The organism is Pseudomonas sp. PGPR40 (assembly GCF_022014505.1).
In the GTDB taxonomy this organism is placed as follows: Bacteria; Pseudomonadota; Gammaproteobacteria; order Pseudomonadales; family Pseudomonadaceae; genus Aquipseudomonas.
Genome location: NZ_JAKLSP010000018.1, coordinates 1 through 25830 on the forward strand (window position 1 = coordinate 1; position 25830 = coordinate 25830).

Here is a 25830-nt window from a genome sequence, read left to right on the forward strand (position 1 = left end):
GTTGGTTACATCTTTGATTTCTCGCGGAGTAACTTGTGATGCTGATAATCTTGTTGACTATCAGTCTGACTCCACAAGCACCCACACGAATTGCTTGATTCAGTTGTTAAAGAGCGGTTGGTTAAGAGCTTTCGTCTCAACCGAGGCGTGCATTATACAGCACTTCCTCACCCTTAAAAGCTTATAATTTTATTAATAAAATCAACTGCTTAGGCCAAAATCAGCTTCAAGCTGCTCGTTAGCGGGAGGCAAATAATACAGGATTAAAATGCGTGGTCAACCCCATGCCTAAAAATTCTTTTCCATTAAAAAGCCCAGCGTTATCACTATTAAATATTCCAAGATCTGACCAAGCATCAAGACAACAGAAGAGTGTGCAGCAGCATCCGCGTGTCGTGACAGGCTCAGCTCTCCACCCGAGTGAGATGGGGTGGGCTTCATTAATAGAAGGGGAGGGGAGCCGAACATCTGCGCACAAAAAAGGCCAATTCAGAGAATTGGCCTTTTGAGTCGTTTCCGGACGATCGTCGATCATCTATTTGTGAAAATGATAACTATTCTTTGAATCTACACCGGATCAGAAGTCCAGATTGGAAACCGCCAATGCGTTGCTTTCGATGAAGTCACGGCGAGGTTCGACCGCATCACCCATCAGGGTGTTGAAGATCTGGTCTGCGCCAATGGCGTCTTCGATGGTCACTTTGAGCATGCGGCGCGAGCCCGGATCCATGGTGGTTTCCCACAGCTGATCCGGGTTCATCTCGCCCAGTCCTTTGTAGCGCTGGATGGTATGACGCTTGGTGCTTTCGGCCATCAGCCATTCAAGGGCTTCCTTGAACTCGGTGACGGCTTTCTTGCGTTCGCCGCGCTGAATATAAGCGCCTTCGTCCAGCAAGGTGCTCAGTTGAGCGCCCAGGGAGACGACGGTCTTGTAATCGTTGCTGCCGAAGAAATCGCGGTTGAAGGTGACGTAGTTCGACAGACCGTGGGAGATCAATTCGACCTCTGGCAGCCAGACGTTACGCTCACGATCTTCTCGCAGGCTGGCTTTGTAAACCAGACCGGATTTTTCGACGGTGCGCAGGCGAACTTCGTATTGAGCCAGCCAATCCTGCATCGCTGCATGATCGGACAATTGCTCCATGCTGACGGCTGGCAGGTAGATGAAGTGCTCGGTCAGTTCCTGTGGGTACAGGCGCGACAGACGCTTGAGGGTCTTCATCACCAGACGGAAATCATTCACCAGACGCTCGAGGGCTTCACCGGAGATACCCGGGGCTTCGTCATTCAGGTGCAGGCTCGCATCTTCCAGGGCCGACTGCGTCATGTACTCTTCCATGGCGTCGTCGTCTTTGATGTATTGCTCTTGCTTGCCTTTCTTGACCTTGTACAGCGGAGGCTGAGCGATGTAGATGTAGCCGCGCTCGATCAGCTCCGGCAACTGACGGAAGAAGAAGGTCAGCAGCAGGGTACGGATGTGCGAACCGTCGACGTCAGCATCGGTCATGATGATGATGTTGTGGTAACGCAGCTTGTCGATGTTGTACTCGTCGCGACCGATGCCGCAACCCAGCGCGGTGATCAAGGTGCCTACTTCTTGCGAAGAGATCATCTTGTCGAAGCGCGCCTTCTCGACGTTCAGGATCTTGCCCTTCAACGGCAGAATGGCCTGGGTGCGACGGTTGCGTCCCTGCTTGGCGGAGCCGCCAGCAGAGTCACCTTCCACGAGGTACAGTTCGGAGAGGGCAGGGTCTTTTTCCTGGCAGTCAGCCAGCTTGCCTGGCAGGCCGGCGATATCCAGCGCGCCTTTGCGACGGGTCATCTCACGGGCCTTACGCGCGGCTTCACGCGCACGCGCCGCGTCGATCATCTTGCCGACGACCAGCTTGGCTTCGTTCGGGTTCTCCAGCAGAAAGTCGGAGAAGTACTTGCCCATCTCCTGTTCGACCGCGGTCTTCACTTCGGAAGACACCAGCTTGTCTTTGGTCTGGGAGCTGAACTTCGGATCCGGCACTTTTACCGAAATGATCGCCGTCAGGCCTTCACGGGCATCGTCACCGGTGGTGGCGACTTTGTGCTTCTTCGCCAGACCTTCAGCTTCGATGTAAGTATTCAGGTTACGCGTCAGGGCCGAACGGAAACCCACCAAGTGAGTACCGCCATCGCGCTGCGGAATGTTGTTGGTGAAGCACAACAGGTTCTCATTGAAGCTGTCGTTCCACTGCAAGGCGATTTCAACGCCGATGCCGTCTTCCCGCTGGATGTTGAAGTGGAACACCTGGTTGACCGCAGTCTTGTTGGTGTTCAGGTATTCAACGAACGCACGCAGACCACCTTCGTACTTGAACAGCTCTTCCTTGCCGCTACGCTCGTCCTTGAGGACGATGCCGACACCGGAGTTGAGGAAGGACAGTTCGCGAATCCGCTTGGCCAGAATGTCCCAGCTGAAGTGAATATTCTTGAAGGTTTCAGCCGATGGTTTGAAGTGAATCTGGGTACCGGTTGTCTCGCTCTCGCCGACGATTTTCATCGGTTCTTGCGGAACACCGTGGACGTAAGTCTGTTCCCAGATCTTGCCGCTGCGGCGCACTGTAAGAACAAGCTCTTTGGACAGTGCGTTCACCACCGATACACCTACACCGTGCAGACCGCCGGATACTTTGTAGGAGTTATCGTCGAATTTACCGCCGGCGTGCAGCACGGTCATGATGACCTCGGCCGCCGAAACGCCTTCTTCTTTGTGCACGTCTACCGGGATGCCACGACCGTTATCGCGAACGGTGATGGATTCGTCCGGGTGGATGATGATGCTGATGTCGTCGCAATGGCCGGCCAAAGCTTCGTCGATCGAGTTATCGACCACCTCGAACACCATGTGGTGCAGACCACTGCCATCGTCAGTGTCACCAATGTACATACCGGGACGTTTGCGTACGGCATCCAGGCCTTTCAGCACTTTAATGCTCGTTGAGTCGTACGTATTTTCTTCGCTCAATGCCTTCACTCCCGATGGTCGTGGGTCTGGGTGATACGGCCCTGTTCCACGTGGAACAGAACGACTGGCGTTTCCGTCTGCCAGCCTTCCCTCAATAATTCGTGATCTACACAGGTGATAAAGACCTGGCAGCGTAAGTCTTCCAGCAAGCGACAAAGCGCGCGACGGTGGTGCTCGTCCAGTTCAGACGGCAGGTCATCCACCAGATAAATACACTGGCCGCGACGGGCCTGGCTAACCAGGTGCCCTTGGGCGATCCGCAATGCGCAAACCACTAACTTCTGCTGACCACGGGACAGGATGTCCGCGGCGTTATGTGCGCCCAATCTAAGACGCAAATCAGCGCGTTGTGGTCCGGCTTGGGTATGACCCATTTGCTGATCCCGCTGAAGGGATCCGGCGAGCACTGCACTCAATTCCCGGTCTTTGTCCCAACCTCGGTAATAGCTGAGCGTTAAGCCCTCAAGCTCAACAAGTTCGCTCAAGGTCTGTTCAAAGACTGGTTTCAAGGCTTTGATGTAAGCGCGGCGGTATTCATCTATTTCAGCGCTGGCCTGGCACAGCTCCCTGTCCCAAACCGCTTGCGAAACGGCGTCAAGTGTACCATGCCGCAGCCAAGAGTTTCTCTGGCGCAAGGCCTTCTGCAAGCGCTGCCACGTGGACATGAAGCGGGGCTCCACATGGAACACTCCCCAGTCGAGAAACTGCCGGCGTATCTTCGGCGCCCCTTCAAGCAAGCGGAAACTGTCCGGGTTGATCAGCTGCAGCGGCAGGATCTCCGCCAGTTGCGCTGCACTGCGGGCATTCTGCCCATCGATGCGGATCTGAAACTCACCCTGACGGTCGCGAGATATCCCCAACGCACTATGTCCACCCTCGGCCAATTCGACCTGGCCAAACACCGTACATGCCAATTGCTCGTATTGAATGACGGGTAACAGACGGCTGCTACGAAACGAACGGGCAAGCCCCAGCAGATGAATGGCTTCCAGAACACTGGTTTTTCCGCTGCCGTTGGCGCCGTAAAGAATGTTTATGCGGGGGGAGGGGGAGAAGGTCACCGGGTGCAGATTGCGCACCGCGGTGACCGAGACGCGACTTAAGGACATCTAGCTTCTGCTAAGCATGATTACAGACGCATCGGCATGACAACGTAGGCCGAGTCGTCGTTGTCGGACTCTTGCACCAGCGCACTGCTGTTGGAGTCGGACAGGATCAAGCGAACTTGCTCGGTGGTCATCACGCCAAGAACGTCGAGCAAATAGCTCACGTTGAAACCGATTTCCAGAGAGCCACCGTTGTACTCAACACCTACTTCTTCTTCCGCTTCTTCCTGCTCCGGGTTGTTCGCCTGGATCTTCAGCTGACCATTAGCCAGTTGCAGACGAATGCCACGGTACTTCTCGTTGGACAGAATCGCGGTACGACTGAACGCTTCACGCAGCGCCTGGCGATCGCCGAGTACCAGTTTGTCGCCGCCTTTAGGCAGAACACGCTCGTAGTCAGGGAATTTACCGTCGACCAGTTTCGAAGTGAAAGTGAACTCGCCGGTGGTGGCACGGATGTGGTGCTGGCCCAGCACGATGCTGACGTTGCCATCCGGTTCGGTCAGCAGACGCGCCAGTTCCAGAATACCTTTGCGCGGCACGATCACCTGATGACGATCCGGCTGACCGATATCGGCCTGCATCGAGCACATGGCCAGACGGTGACCGTCGGTGGCTACGGCGCGGATGACCCCAGCCGAGACTTCCAGCAGCATGCCGTTTAGGTAGTAACGTACGTCCTGCTGCGCCATGGCGAAGCTGGTGCGTTCGATCAGACGACGCAGTTTGCTTTGCTCGAGGCTGCAGGTCAGCGAGCCCGGGCCTTCTTCCACTGTCGGGAAGTCGTTGGCCGGCAGGGTCGACAGAGTGAAGCGGCTACGGCCGGCCTTCACCACGAGCTTCTGCTCATCGACCTTGATGTCGATCAGCGCATCGTTTGGCAGGCTCTTGCAGATGTCCATCAGCTTGCGCGCAGGCACAGTGATGGAACCCGGGTCCGCAGGCTCTTCGAGTTGCACACGACCGACCAGCTCGACTTCCAGGTCGGTACCGGTCAGCGACAGTTGCTGGCCTTCGACAACCAGCAGCACGTTGGAAAGCACCGGCAAGGTCTGTCGGCGCTCGACGACGCCTGCGACCAGTTGCAGGGGTTTCAACAGGGCTTCGCGTTGAATGGTGAAATGCATGGTCTAGTCCCTTGCCTTAATAAGCTGCGCTGGTGTTCATCAAGTAGTCAGTGTACGCAGCAGGTTCTTATAGTCCTCGCGGATGTCCGCGTCGGATTCCTTAAGCTCGTTGATCTTGCGGCAGGCGTGCAAAACAGTCGTATGGTCGCGACCGCCAAACACATCGCCGATTTCCGGCAAGCTGTGATTGGTCAGTTCCTTTGACAACGCCATGGCGACCTGACGCGGACGTGCCACCGAGCGTGAACGACGCTTGGACAACAGGTCGGATATCTTGATCTTGTAATACTCGGCGACGGTGCGCTGAATGTTATCCACAGAGACCAGTTTGTCTTGCAGCGCCAACAAGTCTTTCAGGGATTCGCGAATCAGCTCGATGGTGATATCGCGGCCCATGAAGTGCGAGTGGGCGATCACGCGTTTGAGCGCGCCTTCCAGCTCACGAACGTTGGAGCGAATACGCTGGGCAATGAAGAACGCCGCGTCGTGTGGCAGATCGACTTTGGCCTGGTCGGCCTTTTTCATCAAGATCGCCACGCGGGTTTCCAGCTCCGGCGGCTCGACGGCAACCGTCAGGCCCCAGCCGAAACGTGACTTCAGGCGTTCTTCAAGACCTTCGATTTCTTTCGGGTAGCGGTCACTGGTAAGAATGACCTGCTGGCCACCTTCAAGCAGGGCATTGAAGGTGTGGAAAAACTCTTCCTGGGAGCGCTCCTTGCGGGCGAAGAACTGAATGTCATCGATCAGCAAGGCATCCACCGAGCGGTAGAAGCGCTTGAACTCGTTGATCGCATTCAGCTGCAAAGCCTTGACCATGTCCGCGACAAAACGCTCGGAATGCAGGTACACAACCTTGGCATTCGGATTCTTCTTTAATAGATGGTTACCCACAGCATGCATCAAGTGGGTTTTACCCAAGCCGACACCGCCATAAAGGAAGAGCGGGTTGTAGCCGTGCTTGGGGTTGTCCGCCACCTGCCAGGCCGCAGCCCGGGCGAGTTGGTTGGACTTGCCTTCGACGAAGTTCTCGAAGGTAAAGGTGCGGTTCAGGTAGCTGGTGTGCTTGAGCGCGCCTTCAACCTGGACCGTGCGCTGTTCGGAGCGGACCGGGGCCTGTTGCGAACTGGCGCCGGCCATTGGATCGAAGCTGTCGCGGGACGGCTCTTCACTGACTTCAGCAACTTTTTGTGTCGCACGTTTGGTCGGAGCAGCTGCCGGAACGGGTGCTGGAGCGCTGGCAGGCGCTTGAGCGGCCTGAGCCTGGGACGCCGCAGCAGCCAACGGGGCATTGGGTGCCGCCCGCGGTGTCGAACTGCGTTTGCTGCCTATTAATAAGGAAAGCGCCGGCGCCAGGCCATTGCCATGCTCATCCAGCAGTTCAAGGACGCGGCCCAGGTACTTTTCATTGACCCAGTCGAGAACAAAACGATTCGGCGCGTAGACACGCAGCTCATCGCCGTCGGCTTCGACCTGTAGTGGACGGATCCAAGTGTTGAATTGTTGGGCAGGCAGCTCATCGCGCAAAAGCTCTACGCACTGCTGCCAAAGTTCCACTGACACGGATATCCCCTAAGTTGAAAGCCGGTGAGGCAAAAACAAGCGGTCATTGTAGCGACCAGTCGTCCACTTATCCACATGCAGGTTGCGCACAGGACATGATTTATCAAGGCATTAACCCTAGAAAAGAAGACCAACGGTATGTGCATAAGCTCTGTGGATAACAGCCCATGAGGGCACTGGACAAGTGGGGGCGAAACTCAGTGGATAACCTGCCTGTGGATAACTGGCCTTTTCACACACAGGTTATCCGACAGCGCAGCACAGGCTGATCACTGTTTTCCAGCGTAGTTGTCATTCTCTGTACATCACGGTTTAGAAGGGCTTAAGCCAGTTATCCACAGATGATCGTGTGCCTAGCTTTTATAAGCTTTACAGAAAAGCTTTAAATAATTCCCTTCTTTATTTCTATATCTAGCCAACGACCTTCGGCGAGCAAATCGTCTGGAGATCTATTTATAAGGAAACGCTGGTTGGAAATTGACCTAGAGGCTTGCTTTCTCTAGAATCCCCGGTCTCTTAAAACGGGGGCCATTCCGGCCCGTTGTGGACGAACCAGGTAACACGACAATGAAACGTACTTTCCAACCAAGCACTATCAAACGCGCTCGTACCCACGGTTTCCGTGCTCGCATGGCTACCAAGAACGGTCGTGCCGTCCTGTCGCGTCGTCGCGCCAAAGGTCGTGCGCGTCTGGCAGTTTGATAATCCGGCACTGGAGGTGAGTCAGGACTTCAGTCGGGAAAAGCGTCTGCTTACCCCCCGACATTTCAAGGCAGTCTTTGACTCCCCTACCGGCAAGGTTCCGGGGAAAAATCTCCTGCTCCTTGCGCGCAACAACGATCTTGATCACCCCCGTCTCGGGCTGGTTATCGGGAAAAAGAGCGTAAAGCTCTCCGTCGAGCGCAATCGCCTCAAACGTCTGATGCGCGAATCGTTTCGCCTGAACCAGGATTTACTGGTCGGTTGGGACATCGTTATTGTCGCGCGCAAAGGTTTGGGTGACGTAGAAAGCCCCGAATTGATTCAGCATTTCGACAAACTCTGGAAACGTCTGGCACGCAGCAAGCCGGTACCAGCAGTCAAAACCGAAACTGTAGGGGTAGACAGTCCCGATGCGTAAACTGGCGCTCGTTCCGATCCAGTTTTATCGCTATGCCATTAGTCCTTTGATGGCCAGTCACTGTCGTTTCTACCCCAGTTGTTCCTGCTACGCGTATGAAGCCATTGAAAATCATGGCCTTCTGCGCGGTGGCTGGCTGACCTTTCGTCGTTTAGGTCGCTGTCATCCGTGGAATCCCGGTGGTTATGACCCGGTTCCATCTATCCCTACCTCCCGTTCTTCTTCGATGGCCGAGTAATCATGGATATCAAACGCACGATCCTGATCGTCGCCCTGGCAATCGTGTCCTACGTTATGGTTCTTAAATGGAACCAGGACTATGGTCAGGCTGCCTTGCCGACTCAGAATGTTGCTTCCAGTACTACCGCACCGGGCCTACCGGACACGGCGACTGGCAATAATGCTTCTGTCAGTGACGACATTCCACGCGCCGCAAGCGATACCAGTGCAACTGCACCTGCTGAAACGCCAGTGGCTGCAAGCAAAGACCTCATCCAGATCAAAACGGATGTGCTCAACCTGGCCATCGATCCACAAGGTGGTGATGTTGCCCAGTTGACGTTGCCGCTGTATCCACGTCGCCAGGACCATCCGGAAATTCCATTCCAGCTGTTCGATAACGGCAACGAGCGGACTTATCTGGCTCAGAGCGGCCTGATCGGCACCAACGGTCCGGACGCAAGTCCTGCCGGTCGTCCGGTTTACTCCTCCGAGAAGAAGATTTATCAACTGGCTAACGGTCAGGACCAATTGGTCGTGGACCTTAAGTTCAGCAAAGACGGCGTCAACTACATCAAGCGTTTCACACTGAAACGTGGCCTGTATGACGTAACCGTTTCCTACCTGATCGACAACCAGAGCGCTCAGCCCTGGTCCGGTGCAATGTTCGCGCAATTGAAGCGTGATGCCAGCTCCGATCCTTCTTCCAGCACCGCCACCGGCACCGCGACTTACCTGGGCGCCGCCCTGTGGACAAGTAACGAGCCGTACAAGAAAGTGTCGATGAGCGACATGGACAAGGCTCCGCTGAAAGAAACTGTCACCGGTGGTTGGGTTGCCTGGTTGCAGCACTATTTCGTGACTGCATGGATTCCGGTCAAGGGCGAAAACAACATCGTCCAGACCCGTAAAGACAGCAAAGGCAACTACATCATCGGCTACACCGCCCCGGCAATGACTGTTGCGCCAGGTGCGAAAGCTGAAACCAGCGCCGTTCTGTACGCCGGTCCGAAAAGCCAGGCTGTGCTGAAAGAGTTGTCCCCAGGCCTGGAACTGACTGTCGACTACGGCATTCTGTGGTTCATTGCCCAACCAATCTTCTGGTTGCTGCAAAATATCCACTCACTGGTTGGTAACTGGGGCTGGTCGATCATCTTCCTGACCATGCTGATCAAGGGGATTTTCTTCCCGCTGTCGGCTGCCAGCTACAAATCCATGGCGCGCATGCGTGCAGTAGCACCGAAACTGGCCGCGCTGAAAGAGCAACATGGCGACGACCGGCAGAAAATGTCGCAAGCCATGATGGAGCTGTACAAGAAAGAGAAGATCAATCCACTGGGTGGCTGCTTGCCAATCCTCGTGCAGATGCCGGTTTTCCTTTCGCTGTACTGGGTTCTGCTGGAAAGCGTGGAAATGCGTCAGGCGCCGTTCATGCTGTGGATTACTGACCTGTCGATCAAGGATCCGTTCTTCATTCTGCCGATCATCATGGGTGCAACCATGTTCATCCAGCAGCAGTTGAACCCGACGCCTCCAGATCCGATGCAGGCGAAGGTCATGAAAATGATGCCGATCATCTTCACCTTCTTCTTCCTGTGGTTCCCGGCGGGCCTGGTGCTGTACTGGGTTGTGAACAACGTGCTGTCCATCGCACAACAGTGGTACATCACGCGTAAGATCGAAGCGGCTGCCAAAAAAGCCGAGGCGTAACTTACTCTGTGGATAACCACTCAAAACGCCCCCTAGTGGGGCGTTTTGCTATCTGTCACTTTTGTCTGGATACCGGTTTATGAGCATTCCTCGTGAAACCATTGCTGCCGTCGCTACCGCTCAAGGTCGCGGCGGTGTGGGCATCGTCCGTATTTCCGGGCCGCTGGCGAGTCTGGCAGCCAAAGCCATCAGCGGTCGCGAACTGAAACCGCGGTTTGCCCATTACGGCCCGTTCCTCAGTGCAAACGAAGAGGTGCTGGACGAAGGCATCGCGCTATATTTCCCGGGACCGAATTCGTTCACCGGTGAAGATGTTCTGGAGCTGCAGGGCCACGGCGGGCCGATCGTTCTGGATATGCTGCTCAAGCGTTGCCTGGAACTGGGTTGTCGTCTGGCCCGGCCGGGTGAATTCAGCGAGCGTGCCTTCCTCAACGACAAGCTCGATCTGGCTCAGGCCGAGGCCATCGCCGATTTGATCGAGGCAAGTTCTGCACAAGCGGCACGCAATGCCCTGCGTTCGTTGCAGGGTGCGTTTTCCCAGCGTGTGCATAATCTCACCGAGCAATTGATAGGCCTGCGGATTTACGTCGAAGCAGCCATCGACTTCCCCGAAGAAGAAATCGATTTCCTCGCCGATGGCCACGTACTGAGCATGCTCGACAAAGTGCGCGACGAATTATCCACAGTGCTGCGTGAAGCCGGGCAAGGGGCCTTGCTCCGTGACGGCATGACCGTGGTGATCGCCGGCCGGCCGAATGCCGGCAAATCCAGCCTTCTGAATGCCTTGGCTGGACGAGAAGCCGCGATCGTCACCGAAATTGCCGGCACTACCCGAGACATTCTTCGCGAACATATCCACATTGATGGAATGCCGTTGCATGTGGTCGACACGGCTGGTTTGCGTGATACCGATGACCAAGTGGAAAAGATTGGCGTCGAACGGGCCTTGAAAGCCATTGGCGAAGCGGATCGAGTACTGCTGGTGGTCGATGCCACAGCTCCCGAGGCCCTTGATCCATTTGCCTTGTGGCCTGAATTCCTCGAAACCCGCCCTGACCCGGCAAAAGTTACGCTGATCCGTAACAAAGCTGACCTGACGGGCGAAGCGATTGCCCTGGAGGTCAGTGACGATGGCCATGTCACAATCAGCCTCAGTGCCAAATCCGCCGGCATGGGACTGGAACTGTTGCGCGAACATCTCAAGGCCTGCATGGGTTACGAGCAGACCTCCGAAAGCAGCTTCAGTGCTCGCAGGCGTCACCTGGAGGCACTGCGTCATGCGAGTGCGTCCCTCGAGCATGGCCGTGCACAGCTGACGTTAGCGGGTGCCGGTGAATTGCTGGCCGAAGATTTGCGGCAGGCGCAGCAGTCTTTGGGCGAAATCACCGGTGCGTTCAGCTCCGATGATCTGCTCGGAAGGATCTTTTCCAGCTTCTGTATCGGTAAATAGTCCCTTCCGCTGTCCCCAGACAGGCCATTCGGGCCTGTCTGTTCTCTCCTTTTCTGAAATTTTTCCCCAGTGCCGAGCAGATTCTTCGCTCGAACGGATTTCCCTTGCCCGGGATTTGCTCATTCGACCGGCTTTTCTGTGGATTAAGCCCTGTGAATAAGTGCCGCTAAGGGCAGTTGATAACAAGGCCTCAAAACTGAAGATAACCACCTCTGTGGATAACCACCCCTTTCATCCACAGGCTTACACCGGTTATCCAAGGGCCTCCTTGGCACATGACCACAGGGTTTTGAATCTCTGTACATATTGAAAATAAAGGGCTGTATCAATCTATCCACAGAAAGGTGGCTCAGTAGAAATAAACATAAAAACAAAGATTTAATAAATTTCTCTCTTTTTAATTTCTATAACCTCGAGTTCTCCACAGCTGGTTAAATTTTGTGCAAAGGGTTCTTTAGGAAGGGCGAAGTCCCTATACTTGCCGACCAGGTCCAAAAACCTGAGCTCAAACTATTTCCGGATTACCTGACTGAAGCAGGCACGAGGTGCGTGGTGGATTTCCCTTCCCGTTTTGAAGTGATCGTCATCGGCGGCGGTCATGCCGGTACCGAGGCAGCACTGGCGTCAGCACGCATGGGGGCAAAAACCCTGTTGCTGACGCATAACGTGGAAACCCTCGGTGCCATGAGTTGCAACCCTGCCATTGGCGGGATCGGCAAAAGCCATTTGGTTAAAGAAATCGATGCCCTGGGCGGCGCGATGGCCATGGCTACCGATAAAGGCGGTATTCAGTTTCGAGTATTGAACAGCCGCAAAGGCCCAGCCGTGCGTGCAACCCGCGCTCAGGCAGATCGGGTTCTGTATAAGGCCGCTGTCCGCGAAGCTTTGGAAAACCAGCCGAACCTGTGGATATTTCAACAGGCTGCTGACGATCTGATCGTCGAGCAGGAACAAGTGCGCGGTGTTGTCACCCAAATGGGCCTGCGTTTTTTCGCAGATTCCGTGGTGTTGACCACTGGCACCTTCCTTGGTGGACTTATCCACATCGGCATGCAGAATTATTCCGGCGGTCGCGCTGGTGATCCGCCGTCGATTGCGCTGGCTCATCGTCTGCGCGAACTGCCATTGCGGGTCGGTCGCCTGAAAACCGGCACACCGCCGCGTATCGACGGTCGTTCTGTGGATTTCTCGGTGATGACCGAACAGGCAGGCGATACCCCGATTCCGGTGATGTCGTTCATGGGCTCCAAAGAGCAGCACCCGAAACAGGTCAGCTGCTGGATTACCCACACCAACGCTCGTACCCACGAAATCATTGCCTCCAATCTTGATCGTTCGCCGATGTATTCCGGTGTGATCGAAGGCATCGGCCCACGTTATTGCCCTTCGATCGAAGACAAGATTCACCGCTTTGCCGACAAGGAAAGCCATCAGGTCTTCATTGAGCCGGAAGGTTTGACCACCCACGAGCTGTACCCGAACGGGATATCGACTTCCCTTCCGTTCGACGTACAGCTGCAGATCGTGCAATCGATCCGCGGCATGGAAAACGCGCACATCGTTCGTCCGGGTTACGCCATTGAGTACGACTACTTCGACCCGCGTGACCTGAAATACAGCCTGGAAACCAAAGTGATCGGCGGTCTGTTCTTCGCCGGGCAAATCAACGGCACCACCGGTTACGAAGAAGCCGGCGCCCAGGGTTTGCTGGCCGGAGCCAACGCCGCACTGCGTGCTCAGGGCAAAGACGCCTGGTGCCCGCGTCGCGACGAGGCGTACATCGGCGTTTTGGTCGACGACCTGATTACCCTGGGTACCCAGGAACCGTATCGGATGTTCACGTCCCGCGCCGAATACCGTTTGATCCTGCGCGAAGACAACGCCGACCTGCGCTTGACCGAAAAAGGTCGCGAATTGGGTCTGGTGGATGACCTGCGTTGGGCAGCGTTCTGCAAGAAACGCGAAAGCATCGATCTGGAAGAGCAACGCCTGAAAAGTACCTGGGTTCGCCCGGGCACCGAGCAGGGCGATGCGATTTCCGAGAAGTTCGGCACACCGCTGACCCACGAATACAATTTGCTCAACCTGCTGAGCCGTCCGGAAATCGACTACGCTGGTTTGATCGCCGTGACCGGTGGGGGCGCAGAAGATCCACAGGTCGCCGAACAGGTCGAAATCAAGACCAAATACGCCGGTTACATCGATCGTCAGCAGGATGAAATCGCGCGCTTGCGGGCCAGCGAAGACACCAAACTGCCTGTGGATATCGATTACACAAACATTTCCGGTCTCTCGAAAGAGATCCAGAGCAAGCTCGGCGCGACCCGTCCAGAGACATTGGGGCAGGCGTCGCGTATTCCGGGCGTGACTCCGGCAGCGATTTCGCTGTTGATGATTCATTTGAAAAAACGCGGCGCGGGCCGTCAGTTGGAGCAAAGCGCTTGAGTTCGTTGGTCACCTCGCAACACGCCGAAGAGTTATCCACAGGTGCGCGCCAGCTCGGTGTCAACCTGACGGAAGCCCAGCATGCACAGCTGCTGGGTTATCTGGCCCTGTTGATAAAATGGAACAAGGCCTACAACCTCACCGCCGTGCGCGATCCAGACGAAATGGTTTCAAGGCATTTGCTTGATAGTCTGAGCGTTATGTCCTTCATCGAAAACGGCCGTTGGCTGGATGTGGGCAGTGGCGGCGGCATGCCAGGGATTCCCTTGGCGATCCTGTTTCCCGAGTCGCAAGTGACCTGCCTGGACAGCAACGGCAAGAAAACCCGCTTCCTGACCCAGGTCAAACTCGAACTCAAACTGGATAACCTGCAAGTTATCCACAGTCGCGTCGAAGCCTTCCAGCCGGAACTGCCATTCAACGGGATCATTTCCCGGGCGTTCAGCAGCATGGAGAACTTCAGCAACTGGACTCGCCATTTGGGCGACGCCGATACACGTTGGCTGGCAATGAAGGGCGTTCATCCCGCTGATGAGCTGGTAGCATTGCCGACAGACTTCCACCTCGATAGCGAACACGCCCTGGCCGTACCCGGTTGCCAAGGCCAACGCCATCTGCTGATACTGCGCCGCACGGCATGATTGGGAACACAAGCAAGAATGGCTAAGGTATTCGCGATAGCGAACCAAAAGGGTGGTGTGGGCAAGACCACCACCTGCATCAACCTCGCAGCTTCCCTGGTCGCTACCAAGCGTCGGGTGCTGTTGATCGATCTCGATCCACAGGGCAACGCCACCATGGGTAGCGGTGTGGATAAACACGGCCTGGAAAATTCGGTCTACGACCTGCTGATCGGTGAATGCGATCTGGCCCAGGCCATGCACTATTCCGAACACGGTGGTTACCAGTTGCTGCCGGCCAACCGTGACCTGACCGCGGCCGAAGTCGTTCTGCTGGAAATGCAGATGAAGGAAAGTCGTCTGCGCAGTGCGTTGGCGCCGATCCGTGAAAACTACGATTACATTTTGATCGACTGCCCGCCGTCGCTGTCGATGTTGACGCTCAACGCGTTGGTTGCCGCCGACGGGGTGATTATCCCCATGCAGTGCGAGTACTTCGCGCTCGAAGGGTTGAGCGACCTTGTGGATAACATCAAGCGCATTGCCGAACTGCTGAACCCGAACCTGAAAGTCGAAGGCCTGTTGCGGACCATGTACGACCCGCGTCTTAGCCTGATGAACGACGTATCGGCGCAGCTCAAGGAACACTTCGGCGATCAGCTCTACGACACCGTGATTCCGCGCAACATCCGTCTGGCCGAAGCGCCAAGCTATGGGATGCCCGCGCTGGCGTACGACAAATCATCGCGGGGCGCGATTGCCTACCTGGCATTGGCCGGCGAGATGGTTCGCCGTCAACGCAAAAACTCACGCACCGCCGCTGCTCAGGCAACTTAAGGAATCCCCATGGCCGTCAAGAAACGAGGTCTCGGACGTGGACTGGATGCACTGCTGAGTGGTCCGACTGTCAGCGCGCTGGAAGAACAGGCTGTACAGGCCGACCAACGTGAACTGCAGCATCTGCCGCTGGACCTGCTCCAGCGTGGCAAATACCAGCCGCGGCGGGACATGGACTCACAAGCGCTTGAGGAGTTGGCGCAATCGATCAAGGCTCAGGGCGTGATGCAGCCGATCGTGGTTCGTTCGATCGGCGGCGGCCGCTTCGAAATCATCGCTGGCGAACGCCGCTGGCGCGCGAGCCAGCAGGCTGGTCAGGAAACCATCCCGGCCATGGTTCGCGATGTGTCGGATGAAACCGCCATCGCCATGGCGCTGATCGAGAACATCCAGCGCGAAGACCTCAATCCGATCGAAGAAGCGGTGGCCTTGCAGCGTTTGCAGCAAGAATTCCAGCTGACTCAGCAACAAGTGGCCGAGGCTGTGGGTAAGTCCCGCGTCACCGTCGCCAACCTGTTGCGTTTGATTGCGTTGCCGGAAGTCATCAAAACCATGCTGTCTCACGGTGACCTGGAAATGGGTCATGCGCGTGCCTTGCTCGGTTTGCCGGAAAACCAACAAGTCGAAGGGGCGCGACATGTTGTCGCACGGGGGCTGACTGTGCGCCAGACTGAAGCACTGGTTCGCCAGTGGTTGAGTGGCAAACCGGAGCCTGTGGAACCGGCAAAACCCGACCCGGATATCGCCCGTCTCGAGCAGCGCCTGGCCGAGCGCCTAGGCTCTGCGGTGCAGATTCGCCACGGAAAGAAGGGTAAGGGTCAGTTGGTGATCGGCTACAACTCTCTTGATGAGCTTCAAGGTGTACTCGCACACATCCGTTGAAACAATTCCTCATGTAGCGTGAAGTCGGAAATCACTACCTGACAGTTGAATAGGGGCAGAACCGCCCCTATACTCTGCGCGCATTTTGTCGGCACAAATTATGCCAGGTTATTGAATTCCGGCAGCCGACCATTGGGGAGTAAAAGTGATGGAAAACCGCACGCCAGACCGCTTGCCGTTCCATCGCCTGGCAGTTTTTCCGGTGTTAATGGCTCAATTTGTCGTTTTGCTGATTGCCGCTTTGGCGCTCTGGCAATGGCATGGAGTCGTTGCCGGGTACTCAGGACTCTGCGGAGGCCTGATAGCCTTGCTTCCCAATATTTATTTCGCTCACAGGGCATTTCGGTTTTCCGGCGCCCGAGCAGCTCAAGCCATCGTCCGGTCTTTTTATGCCGGCGAGGCGGGCAAACTGATTTTGACGGCAGTGCTGTTTGCATTGACGTTTGCAGGTGTGAAGCCATTGGCGCCGTTAGCAGTATTCGGCGTCTTCGTGCTGACCCAACTGGTTAGCTGGTTCGCTCCCCTGCTAATGAGAACAAGACTTTCGAGACCTTAGGGCGTTTGAGGCAACCATGGCAGAGACAACCGCTTCGGGCTATATCCAGCACCACTTGCAGAACCTGACCTTCGGTCAGCACCCAACTGGCGGGTGGGGTTTTGCCCACACCGCAGCAGAAGCCAAAGAAATGGGCTTCTGGGCTTTCCACGTCGATACTCTCGGCTGGTCGGTCGCGTTGGGTCTGATCTTCGTTCTTCTTTTCCGCATGGCGGCGAAAAAGGCGACTTCCGGTCAACCAGGCGCCCTGCAGAACTTCGTCGAAGTTCTGATCGAGTTCGTCGACGGCAGCGTGAAAGATACTTTCCACGGCCGCAATCCATTGATCGCGCCATTGGCCCTGACGATTTTTGTCTGGGTGTTCCTGATGAACGCCGTCGACCTGGTACCGGTTGACTGGATTCCGCAGGTAGCCGCCATCATTACCGGCGACCCGCATCTGGTCTTCCGTGCCGTTCCGACCACTGACCCGAATGCGACCCTGGGCATGTCCCTGTCGGTATTCGCGTTGATCATTTTCTACAGCATCAAGGTCAAGGGCATCAGCGGCTTCATCGGCGAACTGACCCTGCACCCGTTCGGCAGCAAGAACATTTTCGTTCAAGCCCTGCTGATCCCGGTGAACTTCCTGCTGGAGTTCGTGACGCTGGTGGCCAAGCCAATCTCCCTGGCACTGCGTCTGTTCGGCAACATGTACGCCGGCGAGCTGGTCTTCATTCTGATTGCTGTGATGTTCGGTAGCGGTCTGCTCTGGCTTAGTGGCCTGGGCGTAGTTCTGCAGTGGGCGTGGGCTGTGTTCCACATCCTGATCATCACCCTGCAGGCGTTTATCTTCATGATGCTGACCATCGTTTACCTGTCGATGGCGCACGAAGAGAACCATTAAGACCAGTCTCGACTGGTCTGATGTCCCACCCGGTAAAACGGGTGGGTGCCCGAACAGGGCTATGAAACGATTTGTTTTACCGCTTTAAAATCTAAAAAACCTAAACCATACGACGTAAAAGTCGGGAGGAAAGATGGAAACTGTAGTTGGTCTAACCGCTATCGCTGTTGCACTGTTGATCGGCCTGGGCGCACTGGGTACCGCAATTGGTTTCGGCCTGTTGGGCGGCAAGTTCCTGGAAGGCGCAGCGCGTCAGCCAGAAATGGTTCCAATGCTGCAAGTCAAAATGTTCATCGTTGCCGGTCTGCTCGACGCCGTAACCATGATCGGTGTTGGTATCGCTTTGTTCTTCACCTTCGCGAACCCATTCGTTGGTCAACTCGCTGGCTAATCACTCGAACCTTCGAGTTGATTGGTGTGATGTGCAACGAATGAGCGAGGTGTTGGCGTGAACATTAATGCAACCCTGATTGGCCAGTCCGTTGCGTTCTTCATTTTTGTACTGTTTTGCATGAAGTTCGTGTGGCCTCCGGTCATCGCGGCTTTGCACGAACGTCAGAAGAAGATCGCGGATGGACTGGACGCTGCCAGCCGAGCAGCTCGCGACCTGGAGTTGGCCCATGAGAAAGTGGGTCAGCAACTGCGCGAAGCGAAAGCTCAGGCAGCCGAAATCATTGAGCAAGCCAAGAAACGCGGTAACCAGATCGTCGAAGAGGCTGTTGAAAAAGCCCGTGTCGACGCTGACCGTGTGAAGGCTCAGGCTCAGGCCGAGATCGAGCAGGAACTGAACAGTGTCAAAGACGTGCTGCGTGCCCAACTGGGTGCACTGGCTGTCGGCGGCGCCGAGAAGATCCTGGGTGCCACAATCGATCAAAACGCGCACGCGGAGCTGGTAAACAAACTGGCTGCTGAAATTTAAGCGAGGGCGATCATGGCAGAATTGACCACGTTGGCCCGACCTTACGCTAAGGCAGCCTTCGAGCACGCCCAGGCCCACCAGCAACTGGCCTCTTGGTCAGCCATGCTCGGCCTGGCTGCAGCAGTGTCGCAAGACGACACCATGCAGCGCGTGCTCAAGGCCCCGCGACTGACGAGCGCAAACAAGGCCGCCACGTTTATTGACGTGTGCGGCGACAAGTTTGATGCCAAGGCACAGAACTTCATTAACGTCGTTGCCGAAAACGACCGTCTCCCGCTTTTGCCGGAGATATCCGCTCTGTTCGACCTGTACAAGGCCGAACAAGAGAAGTCGGTAGACGTTGAAGTGACCAGTGCTTTTGCATTGAACCAAGAACAGCAAGACAAACTCGCCAAGGTTCTCAGTGCACGACTCAACCGGGAAGTGCGCCTGCAAGTCGAGGAAGACAAATCCCTGATCGGGGGCATTGTCATCCGCGCCGGCGACCTGGTTATCGATGGCTCGGTTCGCGGCAAACTCGCGAACCTTGCCGAAGCATTGAAATCTTGAGTTTGAAGGGGCAGCAGAGCAATGCAGCAACTCAATCCTTCCGAAATAAGTGAAATTATCAAGGGCCGCATCGACAAACTCGATGTGACCTCCCAAGCCCGTAACGAAGGCACTGTCGTCAGCGTATCTGACGGTATCGTGCGGATTCACGGTCTGGCCGACGTTATGTACGGCGAGATGATCGAGTTTCCGGGCGGCGTCTTCGGTATGGCTCTCAACCTCGAGCAAGACTCTGTAGGTGCCGTTGTATTGGGCGCTTACCAGTCTCTGGCTGAAGGCATGAGCGCCAAGTGCACCGGCCGCATCCTCGAAGTTCCGGTGGGTAAGGAACTGTTGGGTCGCGTAGTCGACGCACTGGGTAACCCTGTTGACGGCAAAGGTCCACTGGGCAACACCGAGACCGACGCGGTCGAGAAAGTTGCTCCTGGCGTGATCTGGCGTAAGTCGGTAGACCAGCCTGTACAGACTGGCTACAAGGCTGTCGATGCCATGATCCCTGTCGGCCGTGGCCAGCGTGAGCTGATCATCGGTGACCGTCAGATCGGTAAAACCGCTCTGGCGATCGACGCGATCATCAACCAGAAAAACAGCGGCATTTTCTGCGTCTACGTAGCGATCGGTCAGAAGCAATCGACCATCGCCAACGTGGTTCGCAAGCTGGAAGAAAACGGCGCTCTGGCCAACACGATCATCGTGGCTGCCAGTGCTTCGGAATCTCCTGCGCTGCAATTCCTGGCACCGTACTCCGGTTGCACCATGGGTGAATTCTTCCGCGACCGCGGTGAAGACGCGCTGATCGTTTATGACGATCTGTCCAAGCAAGCAGTGGCTTACCGCCAGATTTCCCTGCTGCTGCGCCGTCCACCAGGCCGTGAAGCTTACCCAGGCGACGTGTTCTATCTCCACTCCCGTCTGCTGGAGCGCGCATCCCGCGTTTCGGAAGAATACGTAGAGAAGTTCACCAACGGCGCAGTGACCGGCAAAACCGGTTCCCTGACCGCACTGCCGATCATCGAAACCCAGGCTGGCGACGTTTCCGCGTTCGTTCCGACCAACGTGATTTCCATCACCGACGGTCAGATCTTCCTGGAATCGGCCATGTTCAACTCCGGGATCCGTCCTGCTGTGAACGCCGGTGTTTCGGTATCCCGTGTGGGTGGTGCCGCTCAGACCAAGATCATCAAGAAGCTGTCCGGTGGTATCCGTACCGCTCTGGCTCAGTACCGTGAACTGGCGGCATTCGCCCAGTTCGCTTCTGACCTGGACGAAGCGACCCGTAAGCAACTTGAGCATGGTCAGCGCGTTACCGAGCTGATGAAGCAGAAGCAATACGCACCAATGTCGATCGCTGACATGGCGCTGTCGCTGTATGCCGCTGAGCGTGGGTTCCTGACTGACGTCGAAATCACCAAGATCGGCAGCTTTGAACAAGCGCTGATTGGTTTCTTCAACCGCGATCACGCCGATTTGATGGCGAAGATCAACGTGAAGGGTGACTTCAATGACGAAATCGATGCTGGCATGAAAGCCGGTATCGAGAAGTTCAAGGCCACCCAAACCTGGTAAGCCGCAGCGGGAGCCGCAAGGCTCCCGCTTGCTAACCTGATAGGTGTTACATGGCAGGCGCAAAAGAGATTCGCAGTAAGATTGCGAGCATCAAAAGCACGCAAAAGATTACCAGCGCCATGGAAAAAGTGGCGGTCAGCAAAATGCGCAAGGCACAAATGCGCATGGCTGCTAGCCGTCCTTACGCGGAGCGCATCCGCCAGGTTATTGGCCATCTGGCCAACGCCAACCCGGAATATCGCCACCCATTCATGATCGACCGTGAAGTAAAGCGCGTCGGTTACGTTGTGGTGAGCAGTGACCGTGGTCTGTGTGGTGGCTTGAACACCAACCTGTTCAAGGCCCTGGTCAAGGACATGGCGGTAAACCGCGAAAACGGCGTCGAGATTGATCTGTGTGTAGTGGGTAGCAAGGGTGCGGCTTTCTTCCGCAACTTCGGCGGTAACGTCGTTGCAGCTATCAGCCACCTGGGTGAAGAGCCGTCGATCAATGACCTGATCGGCAGCGTCAAGGTGATGCTGGATGCCTACCTGGACGGCCGTATTGACCGCCTGTCCGTGGTGTCCAACAAGTTCATCAACACCATGACGCAACAGCCTACCGTGGAGCAGTTGATTCCACTGGTGGCAACCCCGGATCAAGAACTCAAGCACCACTGGGATTATCTGTACGAACCGGACGCCAAAGAGCTGCTTGACGGCTTGATGGTCCGTTACGTGGAGTCGCAGGTCTACCAGGCGGTGGTCGAGAACAACGCGGCTGAACAAGCTGCGCGGATGATCGCGATGAAGAACGCTACCGACAACGCCGGTGATTTGATCAGCGATTTGCAGCTGGTCTACAACAAGGCGCGTCAGGCTGCGATCACCCAAGAGATCTCGGAAATCGTCGGCGGCGCTGCCGCGGTTTAACGGTTCAAATATTCAGAGGATCCAGCTATGAGTAGCGGACGTATCGTTCAAATCATCGGCGCCGTTATCGACGTGGAATTTCCACGCGACAGCGTACCGAGCATCTACAACGCGCTGACAGTTCAAAGCGCGGCCGGGACCACCCTGGAAGTTCAGCAGCAGCTGGGCGACGGCGTGGTTCGTACCATTGCGATGGGTTCCACCGAAGGCTTGAAGCGCGGTCTGGACGTCATCGACTCCGGCACAGCCATCTCCGTACCCGTCGGTAAAGCGACCCTGGGCCGGATCATGGACGTTCTGGGTAACCCGATCGACGAAGCTGGCCCGATCGACACCGAAGAGCGCTGGGGCATTCACCGTCCTGCGCCATCCTTCGCTGAACAAGCGGGCGGCAACGACCTGCTGGAAACCGGCATCAAGGTTATCGACCTGGTTTGCCCGTTCGCCAAGGGCGGTAAAGTCGGTCTGTTCGGTGGTGCCGGTGTAGGCAAAACCGTAAACATGATGGAACTGATCCGTAACATCGCCATCGAGCACAGCGGTTATTCCGTGTTCGCCGGTGTGGGTGAGCGTACTCGTGAGGGTAACGACTTCTACCACGAGATGAAGGATTCCAACGTTCTGGACAAAGTGGCACTGGTTTACGGTCAGATGAACGAGCCGCCGGGTAACCGTCTGCGCGTAGCACTGACCGGCCTGACCATGGCCGAGAAGTTCCGTGACGAAGGTAACGACGTTCTGCTGTTCGTCGACAACATCTATCGTTACACCCTGGCCGGTACTGAAGTATCCGCACTGCTGGGCCGTATGCCTTCTGCAGTAGGTTACCAGCCGACCCTGGCCGAAGAGATGGGCGTTCTGCAAGAACGTATCACTTCGACCAAAGAAGGTTCGATCACCTCGATCCAGGCGGTATACGTACCAGCGGATGACTTGACTGACCCGTCGCCAGCGACCACCTTCGCCCACTTGGACGCTACCGTCGTTCTGTCCCGTGACATCGCTTCCCTGGGTATCTACCCGGCGGTCGATCCACTCGACTCGACTTCGCGTCAGCTGGACCCGAACGTAATCGGCCAGGACCACTACGACACCGCTCGCGGCGTTCAGTACGTTCTGCAGCGTTACAAAGAACTGAAGGACATCATTGCGATCCTGGGTATGGACGAGCTGTCGGAAGCCGACAAGCAGTTGGTAAACCGGGCTCGTAAGATCCAGCGTTTCTTGTCGCAGCCGTTCTTCGTGGCTGAAGTCTTCACCGGTGCTTCGGGTAAATACGTTTCCCTGAAAGACACCATTGCTGGCTTCAAAGGCATCCTCAACGGTGACTACGACCACCTGCCAGAACAAGCGTTCTACATGGTCGGCGGCATCGAAGAAGCGATCGAGAAAGCCAAGAAACTGTAATCCCGGCGCCCGGCAACGGGCGCTAATTTAGGTTGAGGCAATCAGATGGCTATGACAGTCCATTGCGATATCGTCAGCGCGGAAGGAGAAATCTTTTCCGGTCTGGTCGAGATGGTGATTGCGCACGGTGCTCTGGGTGATCTTGGTATCGCTCTGGGTCACGCGCCGTTGATCACTAATCTCAAGCCGGGCCCGATCCGCCTGGTCAAGCAGGGCGGGGAAGAGGAGGTGTATTACATCTCCGGTGGTTTCCTCGAGGTTCAGCCGAACATGGTCAAGGTGCTTGCCGACACTGTGCAACGTGCTGCCGACCTGGATGAAGCCTCCGCTCAGGAAGCCGTCAAGGCTGCCGAGAAGGCTCTGCACGACAGAGGCGGTGAGTTCGACTACGGTGCTGCTGCCGCACGTCTGGCCGAAGCTGCAGCTCAGCTGCGCACCGTCCAGCAGATCCGCAAGAAGTTCGGCCATTAAATCGGCCTTCGACTTTTTGTGCGATTGATTAAAAAGGGTAGCCTCGGCTACCCTTTTTTCTTTTCCGACTTTCATCACCCGGTCGCAGTCGCTGACCTCCCAGGATTAGTAGCCTGTCATGTCTCTTGAAATCGTTATCCTCGCTGCCGGCCAAGGCACTCGCATGCGTTCGGCCTTGCCAAAAGTCCTGCATCCTATTGCCGGTAATTCGATGCTTGGCCATGTTATCCACAGTGCCCGGCAACTTGATCCCCAGCGCATCCATGTGGTGATCGGCCATGGTGCTGAAGTGGTGCGCGAGCGCCTGGCCGCCGATGACCTGAATTTCGTCCTGCAGGACCAACAGCTGGGTACTGGTCATGCAGTGGCCCAGGCTGTGCCGTTCATCGAGTCCGACACGGTGCTGATTCTGTACGGCGACGTGCCGTTGATCGAAGTCGAAACCCTGCAACGTTTGCTCAAGCATGTCGTGCCAGGGCAGATGGGCCTGCTGACCGTGGAACTGGACGATGCGACTGGCTATGGCCGCATCGTGCGCGACACTGACGGTAAAGTTGCAGCCATTGTTGAACACAAGGACGCCAACGAGGCTCAACGTGCCATCAACGAAGGCAATACCGGCATCCTTGCTGTTCCTGCCGATCGCTTGGCCGACTGGACGAGCCGTCTGTCGAACAACAATGTACAGGGTGAGTACTACCTGACCGATGTCATCGAAATGGCGGTCAGCGATGGTCTGGTGGTGGCTACCGAGCAACCCCATGACCCCATGGAAGTGCAGGGCGCCAATGATCGCAAGCAACTGGCCGAGCTTGAGCGTCACTACCAGCTGCGCGCCGCTCGTCGTTTGATGGCTCAAGGCGTAACCCTGCGCGATCCGGCACGTTTCGATGTGCGTGGCGAGGTTACCGTCGGTCGTGACGTGCTGATCGACATCAACGTGATCCTCGAAGGCAAAGTGGTCATTGAGGATGACGTAGTGATTGGCCCGAACTGCGTGATCAAGGACAGCACCCTGCGCAAAGGCGTGGTGATCAAGGCCAACAGCCATATCGAAGGCGCGATGCTCGGTGAAGGCAGCGATGCCGGTCCGTTCGCTCGTTTGCGGCCGGGCACGGTGCTGGAAGCTCGCGCGCATGTGGGTAACTTCGTTGAGCTGAAGAATGCCCACCTGGGCGAGGGCGCCAAGGCCGGTCATCTGACGTATCTGGGCGACGCCGAGATCGGTGCGCGCACCAACATCGGCGCGGGCACCATCACCTGTAACTACGACGGCGCCAACAAGTGGAAAACCGTGTTGGGTGAAGATGTGTTCATCGGTTCCAACAACTCGTTGGTGGCGCCTGTGGATATCTCAGCGGGTGCGACGACGGCGGCTGGTTCGACCATTACGCAGAATGTGGATAAGGCTCAGTTGGCCGTGGGGCGGGCTCGGCAGAAGAATATCGATGGCTGGAAACGGCCGGAGAAGGTCAAGAAGAGTTAAGTTATCCACAGCGCATGATGTGGCGCTCATGAGATCGCTTTCGCGGGCAAGCCTCGCTCCTACAGGATTTGAGGTCGTTCACAAATGTGTTTACGACTCCGGCCCTGTAGGAGCGAGGCTTGCCCGCGAAGCTTTTATCCACAGATCTTTTTTCGCATGCCCGCTTGACGAAGTTTCGCTAATAGGTTTTGATTGCTTACGTTATCTTTCGAATCGAAACTTACTAAGCCATGTCAAAGCGCAACACACCCCAACGCCGCCATAACATCCTCGCCTTGCTCAATGAGCAGGGGGAAGTCAGTGTGGACGAACTGGCCAAGCGCTTCGAAACCTCGGAAGTTACGATTCGCAAGGATTTGGCGGCGCTTGAAAGCAATGGTCTGTTGCTGCGTCGCTATGGCGGGGCGATTACCATGCCTCAGGAACTTGTCGCCGATCTCGGCCAACCAATTTCCAAATACAAGCAGGCCATTGCCCGCGCCGCCGTCACGCGAATCCGCGAGCATGCGCGAATCATCATCGACAGCGGCAGTACCACCGCCGCGATGATCCCGGAACTCGGCCAACAACCGGGTCTGGTGGTGATGACCAACTCCCTGCACGTCGCCAACGCTTTGAACGAACTCGAGCACGAGCCGGTGCTGTTGATGACCGGGGGTACCTGGGACCCGCATTCCGAGTCCTTCCAGGGTCAGGTGGCCGAGCAAGTACTACGCTCATATGACTTTGATCAGTTATTTATCGGTGCCGATGGCATCGATCTGGTGCGCGGAACCACCACTTTCAATGAATTGCTGGGTTTGAGCCGTGTCATGGCCGAAGTTGCCCGCGAAGTGATCGTGATGGTCGAGGCCGACAAGATCGGCCGCAAAATTCCCAATCTGGAGCTGCCATGGAGCAGTGTCCATACCCTCATTACCGATGATCGTCTGCCACTGGAGGCACGCGATCAGATTCAGGCCCGCGGCATTAATTTGATTTGCGCCGCCGTCAGTCAGGAGAACTAGC

General features: G+C 56.2%; 24 protein-coding genes. 20 read left to right on the top strand and 4 right to left on the bottom strand.

Annotated elements, in window-relative coordinates:
- Positions 1 to 577: 577 nt before the first annotated feature.
- The 4 genes from gyrB to dnaA are packed head-to-tail and all read right to left on the bottom strand — an operon-like array spanning position 578 to position 6788.
- Positions 578 to 2995, bottom strand: a complete 2418-nt coding sequence (gyrB, locus tag MEB48_RS16340) for a DNA topoisomerase (ATP-hydrolyzing) subunit B (protein ID WP_030132565.1) — start codon at positions 2993 to 2995, stop codon at positions 578 to 580.
- Positions 2996 to 3000: 5 nt separating this feature from the next.
- Positions 3001 to 4104 (bottom strand): DNA replication/repair protein RecF, encoded by a 1104-nt coding sequence (gene recF / locus MEB48_RS16345; protein WP_237885134.1) that lies wholly within the window; start codon positions 4102 to 4104, stop codon positions 3001 to 3003.
- Between the two features lie 20 nt (positions 4105 to 4124).
- Positions 4125 to 5228, bottom strand: a complete 1104-nt coding sequence (gene dnaN / locus MEB48_RS16350; RefSeq protein WP_030132563.1) for a DNA polymerase III subunit beta — start codon at positions 5226 to 5228, stop codon at positions 4125 to 4127.
- 39 nt (positions 5229 to 5267) lie between these two features.
- A complete protein-coding gene (gene dnaA / locus MEB48_RS16355; protein WP_237885135.1) occupies positions 5268 to 6788 on the bottom strand; it encodes a chromosomal replication initiator protein DnaA in 1521 nt (506 codons plus the stop codon).
- Positions 6789 to 7355: 567 nt separating this feature from the next.
- On the opposite strand from dnaA, the gene rpmH reads away from it, so the two are divergent.
- The 20 genes from rpmH to MEB48_RS16455 all read left to right on the top strand — a co-directional run bounded on the left by rpmH (position 7356) and on the right by MEB48_RS16455 (position 25829).
- Positions 7356 to 7490, top strand: coding sequence for a 50S ribosomal protein L34 (gene rpmH / locus MEB48_RS16360; RefSeq protein ID WP_003213577.1), 135 nt, complete (start codon positions 7356 to 7358; stop codon positions 7488 to 7490).
- Positions 7491 to 7506: 16 nt separating this feature from the next.
- Positions 7507 to 7908 carry a ribonuclease P protein component gene (gene rnpA / locus MEB48_RS16365; protein ID WP_038983561.1) on the top strand — a complete coding sequence of 134 codons (402 nt, stop codon included), beginning with the start codon at positions 7507 to 7509 and terminating at the stop codon, positions 7906 to 7908.
- Positions 7901 to 8146 (top strand): membrane protein insertion efficiency factor YidD, encoded by a 246-nt coding sequence (yidD, locus tag MEB48_RS16370; protein WP_052966011.1) that lies wholly within the window; start codon positions 7901 to 7903, stop codon positions 8144 to 8146. The genes rnpA and yidD overlap by 8 nt, the downstream gene beginning before the upstream one ends.
- 2 nt (positions 8147 to 8148) lie before the next feature.
- On the top strand, positions 8149 to 9837 hold the full coding sequence (gene yidC, locus MEB48_RS16375; RefSeq protein WP_237885136.1) for a membrane protein insertase YidC: 1689 nt from the start codon (positions 8149 to 8151) through the stop codon (positions 9835 to 9837).
- 79 nt (positions 9838 to 9916) lie between these two features.
- Complete coding sequence (mnmE, locus tag MEB48_RS16380; RefSeq protein WP_237885137.1) at positions 9917 to 11287, top strand: tRNA uridine-5-carboxymethylaminomethyl(34) synthesis GTPase MnmE; 1371 nt, start codon at positions 9917 to 9919, stop codon at positions 11285 to 11287.
- A gap of 552 nt (positions 11288 to 11839) precedes the next feature.
- A complete protein-coding gene (mnmG, locus tag MEB48_RS16385; RefSeq protein WP_237885138.1) occupies positions 11840 to 13732 on the top strand; it encodes a tRNA uridine-5-carboxymethylaminomethyl(34) synthesis enzyme MnmG in 1893 nt (630 codons plus the stop codon).
- The gene (rsmG, locus tag MEB48_RS16390) at positions 13729 to 14373 is read left to right on the top strand and encodes a 16S rRNA (guanine(527)-N(7))-methyltransferase RsmG (protein ID WP_095052274.1); all 645 of its coding nucleotides are present in this window, start codon (positions 13729 to 13731) and stop codon (positions 14371 to 14373) included. The genes mnmG and rsmG overlap by 4 nt, the downstream gene beginning before the upstream one ends.
- Before the next feature lie 18 nt (positions 14374 to 14391).
- On the top strand, positions 14392 to 15189 hold the full coding sequence (locus MEB48_RS16395) for a ParA family protein (RefSeq protein WP_007934331.1): 798 nt from the start codon (positions 14392 to 14394) through the stop codon (positions 15187 to 15189).
- A gap of 9 nt (positions 15190 to 15198) precedes the next feature.
- Positions 15199 to 16071 carry a ParB/RepB/Spo0J family partition protein gene (locus tag MEB48_RS16400; RefSeq protein WP_095052275.1) on the top strand — a complete coding sequence of 291 codons (873 nt, stop codon included), beginning with the start codon at positions 15199 to 15201 and terminating at the stop codon, positions 16069 to 16071.
- Between the two features lie 148 nt (positions 16072 to 16219).
- Entirely contained in the window at positions 16220 to 16627 is a 408-nt protein-coding gene (locus tag MEB48_RS16405) for a F0F1 ATP synthase subunit I (RefSeq protein ID WP_007903021.1), read from the top strand.
- A gap of 16 nt (positions 16628 to 16643) precedes the next feature.
- Positions 16644 to 17513 carry a F0F1 ATP synthase subunit A gene (gene atpB, locus MEB48_RS16410; protein ID WP_237885139.1) on the top strand — a complete coding sequence of 290 codons (870 nt, stop codon included), beginning with the start codon at positions 16644 to 16646 and terminating at the stop codon, positions 17511 to 17513.
- A 133-nt stretch (positions 17514 to 17646) separates the two neighbouring features.
- Complete coding sequence (atpE, locus tag MEB48_RS16415) at positions 17647 to 17904, top strand: F0F1 ATP synthase subunit C (protein ID WP_002555987.1); 258 nt, start codon at positions 17647 to 17649, stop codon at positions 17902 to 17904.
- 57 nt (positions 17905 to 17961) lie between these two features.
- The gene (locus tag MEB48_RS16420; protein WP_237885140.1) at positions 17962 to 18432 is read left to right on the top strand and encodes a F0F1 ATP synthase subunit B; all 471 of its coding nucleotides are present in this window, start codon (positions 17962 to 17964) and stop codon (positions 18430 to 18432) included.
- Positions 18433 to 18444: 12 nt separating this feature from the next.
- The gene (locus MEB48_RS16425; protein ID WP_007903030.1) at positions 18445 to 18981 is read left to right on the top strand and encodes a F0F1 ATP synthase subunit delta; all 537 of its coding nucleotides are present in this window, start codon (positions 18445 to 18447) and stop codon (positions 18979 to 18981) included.
- Positions 18982 to 19002: 21 nt separating this feature from the next.
- Entirely contained in the window at positions 19003 to 20547 is a 1545-nt protein-coding gene (atpA, locus tag MEB48_RS16430; protein WP_237885141.1) for a F0F1 ATP synthase subunit alpha, read from the top strand.
- A gap of 50 nt (positions 20548 to 20597) precedes the next feature.
- On the top strand, positions 20598 to 21458 hold the full coding sequence (gene atpG, locus MEB48_RS16435; protein WP_007934344.1) for a F0F1 ATP synthase subunit gamma: 861 nt from the start codon (positions 20598 to 20600) through the stop codon (positions 21456 to 21458).
- 27 nt (positions 21459 to 21485) lie between these two features.
- Complete coding sequence (atpD, locus tag MEB48_RS16440; protein ID WP_095052280.1) at positions 21486 to 22865, top strand: F0F1 ATP synthase subunit beta; 1380 nt, start codon at positions 21486 to 21488, stop codon at positions 22863 to 22865.
- Positions 22866 to 22910: 45 nt separating this feature from the next.
- Complete coding sequence (locus MEB48_RS16445) at positions 22911 to 23336, top strand: F0F1 ATP synthase subunit epsilon (RefSeq protein WP_237885142.1); 426 nt, start codon at positions 22911 to 22913, stop codon at positions 23334 to 23336.
- A gap of 118 nt (positions 23337 to 23454) precedes the next feature.
- Positions 23455 to 24822: a bifunctional UDP-N-acetylglucosamine diphosphorylase/glucosamine-1-phosphate N-acetyltransferase GlmU gene (gene glmU / locus MEB48_RS16450; protein WP_237885143.1), complete on the top strand. Its 1368-nt coding sequence runs from the start codon at positions 23455 to 23457 to the stop codon at positions 24820 to 24822.
- Positions 24823 to 25052: 230 nt separating this feature from the next.
- The gene (locus tag MEB48_RS16455) at positions 25053 to 25829 is read left to right on the top strand and encodes a DeoR/GlpR family DNA-binding transcription regulator (RefSeq protein ID WP_237885144.1); all 777 of its coding nucleotides are present in this window, start codon (positions 25053 to 25055) and stop codon (positions 25827 to 25829) included.
- The last annotated feature ends 1 nt before the right edge of the window (position 25830 follow it).